The 8,961-nt window shown below is 64.6% G+C and carries 10 protein-coding genes; 4 read left to right on the forward strand and 6 right to left on the reverse strand.

Annotation, left to right across the window (positions count from 1 at the left end):
* The 3 genes from MJD61_04860 to MJD61_04870 all read left to right on the forward strand — a co-directional run.
* On the forward strand, positions 1-865 hold an 865-nt coding region (locus MJD61_04860), incomplete at its 5' end, for a sulfatase-like hydrolase/transferase (GenBank protein ID MCG8554607.1).
* Positions 866-1,023: 158 nt separating this feature from the next.
* Positions 1,024-1,266, forward strand: coding sequence for a DUF2191 domain-containing protein (locus MJD61_04865; protein MCG8554608.1), 243 nt, complete (start codon positions 1,024-1,026; stop codon positions 1,264-1,266).
* Entirely contained in the window at positions 1,263-1,700 is a 438-nt protein-coding gene (locus MJD61_04870; GenBank protein MCG8554609.1) for a type II toxin-antitoxin system VapC family toxin, read from the forward strand. The genes MJD61_04865 and MJD61_04870 overlap by 4 nt, the downstream gene beginning before the upstream one ends.
* 51 nt (positions 1,701-1,751) lie before the next feature.
* Here MJD61_04870 and MJD61_04875 read toward each other — a convergent pair whose 3' ends face one another.
* Positions 1,752-2,873, reverse strand: a complete 1,122-nt coding sequence (locus MJD61_04875; protein MCG8554610.1) for a metallophosphoesterase — start codon at positions 2,871-2,873, stop codon at positions 1,752-1,754.
* A gap of 522 nt (positions 2,874-3,395) precedes the next feature.
* Between MJD61_04875 and MJD61_04880 the strand changes: the two genes are divergently transcribed.
* Positions 3,396-4,508 (forward strand): hypothetical protein, encoded by a 1,113-nt coding sequence (locus tag MJD61_04880; GenBank protein ID MCG8554611.1) that lies wholly within the window; start codon positions 3,396-3,398, stop codon positions 4,506-4,508.
* Positions 4,509-4,556: 48 nt separating this feature from the next.
* On the opposite strand, the gene MJD61_04885 is transcribed toward MJD61_04880, so the two are convergent.
* The 5 genes from MJD61_04885 to MJD61_04905 all read right to left on the reverse strand — a co-directional run bounded on the left by MJD61_04885 (position 4,557) and on the right by MJD61_04905 (position 8,912).
* Positions 4,557-5,351, reverse strand: a complete 795-nt coding sequence (locus MJD61_04885) for an EAL domain-containing protein (GenBank protein MCG8554612.1) — start codon at positions 5,349-5,351, stop codon at positions 4,557-4,559.
* 155 nt (positions 5,352-5,506) lie between these two features.
* Positions 5,507-6,562, reverse strand: a complete 1,056-nt coding sequence (locus MJD61_04890; protein ID MCG8554613.1) for a 3-oxoacyl-ACP synthase — start codon at positions 6,560-6,562, stop codon at positions 5,507-5,509.
* Between the two features lie 75 nt (positions 6,563-6,637).
* A complete protein-coding gene (locus tag MJD61_04895) occupies positions 6,638-7,258 on the reverse strand; it encodes a YkgJ family cysteine cluster protein (protein MCG8554614.1) in 621 nt (206 codons plus the stop codon).
* 176 nt (positions 7,259-7,434) lie between these two features.
* On the reverse strand, positions 7,435-8,589 hold the full coding sequence (locus tag MJD61_04900) for an iron-containing alcohol dehydrogenase (GenBank protein ID MCG8554615.1): 1,155 nt from the start codon (positions 8,587-8,589) through the stop codon (positions 7,435-7,437).
* A complete protein-coding gene (locus tag MJD61_04905; GenBank protein ID MCG8554616.1) occupies positions 8,586-8,912 on the reverse strand; it encodes an antibiotic biosynthesis monooxygenase in 327 nt (108 codons plus the stop codon). The genes MJD61_04900 and MJD61_04905 overlap by 4 nt, the downstream gene beginning before the upstream one ends.
* Positions 8,913-8,961 lie beyond the last annotated feature (49 nt).

The raw sequence follows: 8,961 nt of genomic DNA on the forward strand, positions 1-8,961 counted from the left end.
CGTGCCCTACTTCTTGTTTCTCAACTACATGGACACGCACCGCGAGTACAGTACGGTGCCGCCGCGGCCCGATATCGTGGGCTATGCTGTCGAGGTCCGGTCCACTCCCAACCTGCTGGCACTGCGCAGGGCCGTCTTTCCGGGCATCGATCCCGCGCCGCCAGAGCTGGTGCAGAAGCTCGTGGACCAGTACGATACCGCGCTGGCCAACCTCGACGCAGGGCTCGACCCCCTGCTAAGGCATCTTGAGCGCGAGCGGGATCGCAGCGTCGTGGTCATCACGTCCGATCACGGCGAGTACCTGGGAGAACATCTGTGGGCGGAGCACCCTCGCGACGTGTACCAAGAGGGCATCCGCGTACCCTTGATCGTGGCGCTCCCAACGCAGCGGTCGGGCCGCGTGGATGACACGGTCGTGGCATCGCAGCATCTGCCGAATCGGATCCTGCGTGCACTGGGCAAACCGGCCGCGGCGATGCTGCCGAAGTTCTCCGCGACACCGCACAACACGCCGGCCATCTCGGAAAACTACTTTGACAGGGCCCGGTTTCTCAGAAACCCACGCTGGGGGCACCGTTTCCAACGCATCCGGCGCGCGTTTTTCAAGTGGCCCTACAAGTTGATTCACTCGAGCGACGGCAAACATGAGCTCTACGATCTCAGGCGGGATCCCCGCGAAGAGAGCAACCTCTGGTCGAAGCGCAACAGCAGAGGCAAGCGCATGTTGTCGGAGCTCGAACGCCGGATGGGCGCCGCGCTCCGGGCGCCGCCGCCACCACCACCACCACCACCGGCGGCGGTCGAATTGAGCGTGGAGGACCGCAGGCGGCTGGAAGAGCTGGGCTACCTCGAAACCGGGAGCTGACGCCAGCCGGAGCTGGGCCATGCCTGCGCCATGCTTGCCCCATGCTTGCCCCATGCTTGCCCCATGCTTGCCCTGTCGGTCGGCGACTCGTCGAGCAAGCCGAACATCATGATGTTCGCTGCTTGCATCGCAATGGCAGCCCTGCTATGCGCTTGTGCATGCGCACGACGCTGACGCTGGACTCTGACGTGGCCAAGGCGCTGCAGCGCGTGATGGACAAGCGCGGGGCCAGCCTGAAGCAAGTCGTCAATGAGGCGCTCAGGCGGGGGCTCGATTCCCTCGAACGGCCGGCTCGCCGTCAGCGCTTTCGGACTGCTGTCGTGAGTCTGCGGCCGCGCCGTGCCAACGTGGACGACGTGGCGGAGCTCTTGGCGTTCGCGGAAGGCGACGAGTACAGGTGATTCTGGTCGACGCCAATCTGCTGGTGTACGCCCATGTATCGGATTTCGCGGAGCATGCAGCGGCTCGCGCATGGCTGGACGGACAGCTGAGCGGTTCTACCCGGGTGGGCTTGGCTTGGCCGTCGCTCCTTGCGTTCGTGCGTCTCGTCAGCAACGCACGCGTCTTTGAACGACCTGAACCGATCAGCGCTGCGTGGCGCCAGGTACGTGAATGGCTCTCGGCTCAAACGGCGTGGGTGCCGAGCCCCACGGCCAGCCACGCCGAGGTGTTGGAGCCCCTGATGCTCGGCTCGGTTTCTCGTCCAAACCTGGTTCCGGACGCGCATCTCGCTGCGCTGGCGATCGAACACGGTCTGACGCTTTGCAGCACCGACGGCGACTTCGCTCGTTTTCCGGGTCTCGTTTGGACCAACCCCTTGGCGCGAGTGGATTGACCGAGCGTGGCCGGTCTTTGGCGAGGCCAACGCAAGAAGGCTCTCAGCGCTTCATGGTTTCATGTTCGTGACGGTGAACCGATCGATCGTGTCGTTGCTGATGGTCTTGAAATAGCCCTCGGCGCTGCGCGGGTTGCCGTTGACATGGAACGTGATGAACAGCGCCCCGAAATTCGCGCTGAAGTTGTTCACCCGCATACCGTTCATGACGAAGCGGTCGCTGGTGTAGATGGTGGCCCACCACGAGTTGTTTCCGTGCGAGCGGAAGACGCGGATGTCGGAACCGCCGATTCCAGAATGAAATACGAAAGTCGAGCCCTCGCTCAGCGTGAGCATATCGGGGGGGCCCATCTTGCCGTAGGGGCGACCCCTGAAGTTGGTTAGCGTGAACGTGCGGCCGTACGAGTGCTCGTGCGCTGTCGCGACGATCGCGCCACCGTCGAGACATGCCTTGTAGGTAGCTGCCTCCACCTCGGTGCTCTTGCCGCCGACCTGCATGTCGGTGTGGTTCTTGTGCCAGTCGCAGATTTCCCAGAGCTGGTCGCTCTTGGAGAGCTCGTTGCTGATGTACCTGTTGTGGGCCATCGTGTTGCCGACCGTGCCCACGCCCGAGAGAATGAACATCAGCCCTTGGTAGGTGCAGGTCGATCGGACGCCCAGATCGCCGGTGCAGCTCGCCTCGGGGATCTTGTCGAGACGCTTCTGCATGTTCTGCTGGTAGGTGGACCAACCCTGGTTGCCCGTGTCGTGGTTGCCGACCGAGTAGAAGTAGGGGTACGTGTCGCCAAGGACGCTGTTGAGCTGGTTTTCGAACGCCACGGGGCCGTCGCCATAACCGAGGTCACCGGCGTGCAGCACCAGGTGGGCGCGTTCCCGCTTGATTAGCTTGAGGACTTCGTCGGATTGGCCTGGTCTCACCGCCATGTCGCCGGTGAAGGCGACCTTGAGATCCGGCATGGTCGAGTTGGTCACCGGCGGCAGGGTTCCGCCAGCGCCGCCCATGCCCATGCCGCCCACGCCGATCCCCCCGAAACCGGCCGCGATCATGCCGCCAGCGCCGCCCATGCCCGCCGCAGCGACGGCACCGCCCATGCCCATGCCGGCCAGGTTCGAGCCTGCGCCACCCGCCGCGCCAGCAGCCCCGCCGGCTGCGCCGCCAGCACCGGTTCCCACGGTTCCGGCTCCCGAGCCCGCGCGCCCCGTGCCCGCAGGTGGCATCCATGCGGGTCCTGCATCCGCCCCACATCCAAGGGCTCCGGCTGCCGTCAGACACGCCAGGAGCACGCTCGCCCGTGCCGTAGCTGGGAATACACCCGCATTCATGCATTGCCTCGCTTCAGTTCAGGAGCACCGGCCGTCCGTCAGGTAACCCGAGCGCACAGCCACTTCATGACCACTCACGCTGCGACTATAATACGCACGGATCGAGATGGCCATGAGTCGATCCGGAACGGCTCGATGCAATCGCAGCGATCGATGCAAGGTGCGCCGCAGCGCGGGCAACCGTGATGGGCCAGCAGGATCGGCCTGCCAAGTCCTGCTGCGACCGCGGGCATGCCTGGAAGGAATGCGGAGCCGACGCGTTCTCTTGCGTTGTGGCTGTGAGCGAAGAACTACAAAGGCACCGAGGCGCTCGGGGCCGGTGCCGCTGTTCCGATTCTTGCTCTGCTGGCCTGGCGCGGGTTAAATGAGCACATGCACAGCAAGACACGCCATCTCGTGTGGCAGCGTGCCCTGCTTGTCCTGCTGTCCGCCTGCGGTGAATCGCAAGCCGACCTCGTAGCGGATCTGCCTGCGCGCATGGCGCAAGCTCGCTGCGACGCGTTGCATGCCTGCGTGGCCGGGGAGGTGGAGCTGTTCCTGAACAACCAGGACTGCGTCGTGACTCAGCAAAGGATGTACGAGGACAGCGAGCTCGGTGACCTGAAACGCTCCATCGAGGCCGGCACGTTGGTTGTGGAAGCCGCGGCTATCGACACGTGCATCAACTCCATGCGCAGCTGGGGCTGCCTCGCCTATTCGACCGGCCTGCCGTTCGAGTGCGAACAGGCGTTGCAAGGGACCGTGCCCCTCGGTGGCCCCTGCAATCACGACCTGGAGTGCGCCATGGACGGCTGGTGCGATTTTGGTGCAAGTTGTCCCGGCGTTTGTACGTTGCCAAACGGCCCCGGCGTGTTTTGCAGTCGGGACCACGAGTGCCAGCCAGGCCTTCAGTGCGACGACACCTGCCATGTACCGCTCGAGCTGGGCAGCTCATGCAGCGGCTCGCTCACCCATTCCGAGTGCCGGCACGGAGAGTACTGCGCCAGCGACCGCTGCGTGACCTTCGATCAACTGCTCGGAGCGGCTCCCGGTCAGCCTTGCGATCCGGTCACCGGCCAGCTGTGCCAGATCGGTCTCGCATGCCAGGTGCTTGACTTCCAGGCAGGCTGGTTGTGCGGTCCTCTGTTGGAGCTCGGCAGCACCTGCGGTCTCGGCGTGCCCAACCCGTGTTCGCCCGGTCTGTATTGCGCGGGCATTCAGGCCACGTTGTGGCCGGTTCCCGTCATCACACCTGGAGTTTGCAGCCCGGTAAGCCAACCCGGACAACCTTGCGAGCTGCCGCCACTGTTGGACGAGGACCTGGCGCCCACCCAGAGTTGCGCAGCCTACCACCGTTGCGACATGGGCTCGAGGATCTGCAAGCCGATACAGCGCATCGGCGGGCCCTGCACCTCCAACGATGAGTGCTACAGCGGCGTATGCGATGCCGATGCGTGCCGCATCGCGCACGAGTGCACTCCCAGCTACATGACGCTGCAAAAGTAGGGGAGGTCTCTCATGGATGTCAGCGGCCGGAACCTGTGATTCGTGGTACTAGCGGGCGTGCCAGATCACCGGGGGCGGCAGGCTTGCGGGTCGGCCGAGGACGAAGCCTTGGCCGTAGTGGGCGCCGGCGTCACGTACCGCCTCGAGCTCATCCAGCGTCTCGATGCCCTCCGCGACGACTTCCGCGCCCAGATCCTCGCACATTCGGACGACTGCTCGCACAAGGCGATACTGGCGGTCGTTGCGATCCAGACCCGTGACCAGACACCGGTCGAGCTTGACGATCTGGGGTGCCAGGTCCGCGATCCGGCGCAGATTGGAGTAGCCGGCGCCAAGGTCATCTACGACCAGGTGCACGTGACCGCGCGAGCGAAGCTCGTCCAGGGTGGCCCGCACCAGATCGAAGTGGGTGAGCGGTACCGATTCCGTGATCTCCAGGTACACTTCGTTGTCGTGTCCGAACAGGGGATCGTCGGGCTGGAGGATCCAGCGGTCCACCAGCTCCTCTGGGTGGACATTGAGGAATACCGCACGTCCCGCGCACGCTGGCAGGGCCAGCCGGCGCAGCAGACGTCCCAGACGACCGCAGGCGTTGTGAAGCGACGCCAGCTCGAACAGCCTCTCTGGAGTGAGGCGCAGGGCTGCCCGGGGCCGCGCCAACACCTCGTACGCAAACAGGCTCCCGGTGGCCATCCGTACTATGGGCTGGTACGCGGCGCCGATGTCGGTCACCGGGATGCTGCCCATGAACTCGCCGCTGGGTGCTCGCTGGCCTGTAGAAAGCACCTCGCTGACGTCCCGCCAGGCCGTCTGTTCAGGACGCACTCGGCCTGCTGCTGACACGTCTCACCCTACGACAGATTAGCAGGTTCAGAATATCAGTTCAAATGTAATCTTGCTCCGAACACGGGTAACCGTTCAGGCCCCTTGGAAGCCGTCGTCGAGGCGAACACTCCGGTGAACGATTACGAACACGGTGTGCCGTTCCGGTGCAGGAGTCAAAGACGCAATAGCGATGCGCCCCAATGCAGGCCTGCACCCAGCGCAACAAAGCAAAGCAGGTCGCCTGGCCCAATTCGCCCGTCGCGGCGCAGCTCGTCGAGCAAGATGAAGATCGTGGCTCCGGACGTGTTGCCGTAGTTGGCGATGTTGGAAGGCATCTTGGCCGGGGGCAGTCCCAGGGACTGCCGGACCGCTTCGTTTATGCGCTCGTTGGCTTGGTGGGCGATGACGCAGTCAATGTCCCTTATTTCGACCCCGTGTGCGCGGCACAGGTCGGAGACCACCCTGGGCAGCTCCTTGACCGCTCGTTTGAACAACTCCGGCCCCCGCATGGTCGGGATGTGCTCGTCGCGTGCGAGCATGGCGGGGTGAACGGCCGGCAGCCGGCGAAAGCCTGCCGCGGAGAACTGGATGAAGTCGCGATCGCGTCCGTCTGTGAGCAACCGCGTTCCGAGCAGACCGCGGCCAGGCTGCGAAGCTCGTCGCAGCACCATGGCGCCGGCGCCGTCTCCAAAGACCACGGCGATTCCTCGATGCCGCGTCGCTCGCTCGTACTCTTCCTGGGGAACGGTGCGCCGGCTGCCGCGGACCACATCCCAGGCGCTCCAGGGCATGAAGCCGGCATGCGCTTCGCCCGCGACAAAGAGCACCGTCTCGGCGGAGCCGGTGTTCACCAGTCCGTCCGCCACCTGCAGGCCGAACGGTACGAGCGCGCATTGCTGGCGAAGGTCGAGCGCGGGTACCCCGGGCACACCGAGCTTGGCTCCACACAGTCCGCCCGACCCCGGAAAAAGGTAGTCCGGGGTCATGGTTCCGAAGATGAGGTAGTCGATATCGCCGGCCGTCAAGCCGGCGTCGGCCAGCGCCCGCTCCGCCGCCTTGGTGCCCAGGTCGCTCGCCCCAACGCCATTGGCCGCATAGTGGCGCTGCCGAATGCCCGTGCGCTGAACGATCCAGCTGTCGCTGGTATCCATGACGCGCTCGAGCGCCGCGTTAGGCACCGGCTCGCCGGGGACATAAAGCCCGGTACCGACGATGTTCACTCCCGGCATGCTCCTGCGCCTTCTGCCTACCAGCTGCGATTCATTGCGTTCGAGCCAGGATATCGGGGTTGGGTGCCGTCGCGGCTAGGGAGCCGTGTGGGACCGCATGGCGCGCATGCGTTGCAGATTGGTGTGGAACACGGGCAGACGTTTGCGACGCGCATGCCGCGATTCCACGCGGACCGCATCAGGCTCGAAACCGTCCTTGACCTTGGCGTAAATGCGCTTGCGGTAGCGGCGCAGGTAGTCGAGGAATTCGCCGGCGGTCTTCAGGTACAGCCCTTCGTCATCAGCGTTTACCTCGCATTCGGCCGCTTCGTATTCGCGGCATGTGTGAGGACGATGTGGGTAGATGCGGCAGCTTCGATCGTCGGTGAGATGCCTGCAGGTAGTCTCGAATTGGACGTACCACTCGCCGTCACCGTCGCGGAAGACGCTAACTCGCTCGTGGTAAAGAAACCAGAGGATTTCGGTCGCGCGTTTCAACGTGTTGGGCTGATCGACCTCGACCGCCACGTAGGTGCAACACAGACCGCAGCCGACGCATGGCACCAGTGCTGGGGCTTCGCGGTCACGCGCCGTGCGTGGTGCTGGCCGGGCGCGCGACGGGCCATTCACGTTGCCCGTGTTGGTGCGTGCGCGACCACGGGACCGCAGGTTCCTGCTCGAGGGCTTGGCAGCAGAGTTCTTGTTGTTCGCGCTCATATGTCACTCGAGTGCGCGCCAACGGGGCGGACCGATGCGACCTGCCCGCCTATAGGCAAAGCTGTCCCTTTTTGCAAGCAGCCGGCCCGTCGTCGGCAACCCGAAGGCTGGTGACGATGCGGGTAGGTGGCCATCACGGTTGCGGTCGTAGGGGCGCTGCCCTTGGGCTTGTTGGCCTACAGCACGGCTTCGAGTATGGCTTGGAGCTCGGCGTGACTTAGCTTGATGGGATTACCCTGCATACTGCTCGCTGCCGATGCCTTTTCGGTAAGCACTGCGATATCCGCCCGGGTCACGCCATAGGCAGACAGGGGCGGGATCTGCAGCGCGTCCCTGAGCTCCTGGGCCCATGCCACTCCGTCGTCGGGCGTAGCATCGCTGCGTCCTGTGACCAGACGCGCTACCTCACCGTACCGAGCCAGCGACCCGCTGTCGGGCTCTCGCTCGCGCAGCGCATCGATGTTCATCCGCATGACCTGCGGCAAGAGGCATGCGCACAGGGCTCCATGAGGAGCGCGGAACATTCCGCCCAGCGGGGCGGCGAAACCATGAACGGCTCCGAGCTTGGCGTTCGCCAAAGCCAGTCCTCCAAACAGGCTGGCCAGCGCCATGTTCTCTCGCGCCTGAGCATCGCTGCCGTCGTCGTACGCACGTCGCAACCAGTGAGCGCCTCTGCGGATCCCATCGCGGCACAGGGCGTCGGTCAGGGGATTGGCCCGGCATGACACGAAGGGCTCGATGTTCTGGGTCAACGCATCCAGGCCGGTGCTCGCCGTAACCGCCGCTGGGACACCATAGGTAAGCTCGGGATCCACCAGTGCTATGCGGGGCAGTATGTAATCACTTCGCAGGCTTGCCTTAACACCGTGCTCCTCGGATGTGAGTACGGCGTTTCGCGTGACCTCGGCCCCGGTGCCCGCTGTCGTGGGGATAGCTACGTAGGGCGCGGCAGGTTTGCTGATACGCCGGCCCGCCCCCACGATCTCGAGGTAATCCAGGGGATCGCCTCCATTGGTCACGAGCGCGGCGATGGCCTTGCCTGCGTCAAGGGTGCTGCCGCCACCGACGCCGACCACGAAACTGCAGGCTTCAGCTCGCGCCATGGCCGCTCCGTCACGCGTTAGCTGCGCCGTGGGCTCCCCGCTACCCGAAAGAAGCGAGTACTCGATTCCAGCCTCGCTTAGCAGTCCGAGGACCGATGCGGCCGGCGTGGGATCGGCGCCGGTAACGACGAGCGCACGGCTTCCCAGCGGCGCGAGCAGCGAAGGCAGCTCGGCCAGGCAACCCTGGCCGAACACGATCTGCGTGGCGGTGGCAAAGCGGAACTTCATCTTGGCTGGTCCGCGGATTCCCAACGACGATCGTCCGGGAACAGGTTCCGATACGTAGTGCTGGAGCGCGGCTCGGCCATCATCTCCGCTACCGTGGATCTCCAGGCTTTGTAATGCTCGGTCGCTTTGTGTCGAAGGGGATCCTCTGGCGTGCGGTAGACTTCGACGAGCACAAAACGCTGCGGATCATCGCTTTGCTGAACGACGTCGAACCTGACGACTCCTGGCTCCTGGATGCTGGCACGAGCGTTCGCCACGGTGGCTTCGGAAAACGCGGCGGTGCATTCAGGCTTGACGCGAACGCAGACGTGCACGATTAGCATTCAAGGTCTCCAGCAGTTCGCGAAGTGGTCTGGTGTGGAACTTGCGGCC

Source organism: Pseudomonadota bacterium (genome assembly GCA_022361155.1).
GTDB lineage: Bacteria > Myxococcota_A > Polyangia > Polyangiales > JAKSBK01 > JAKSBK01.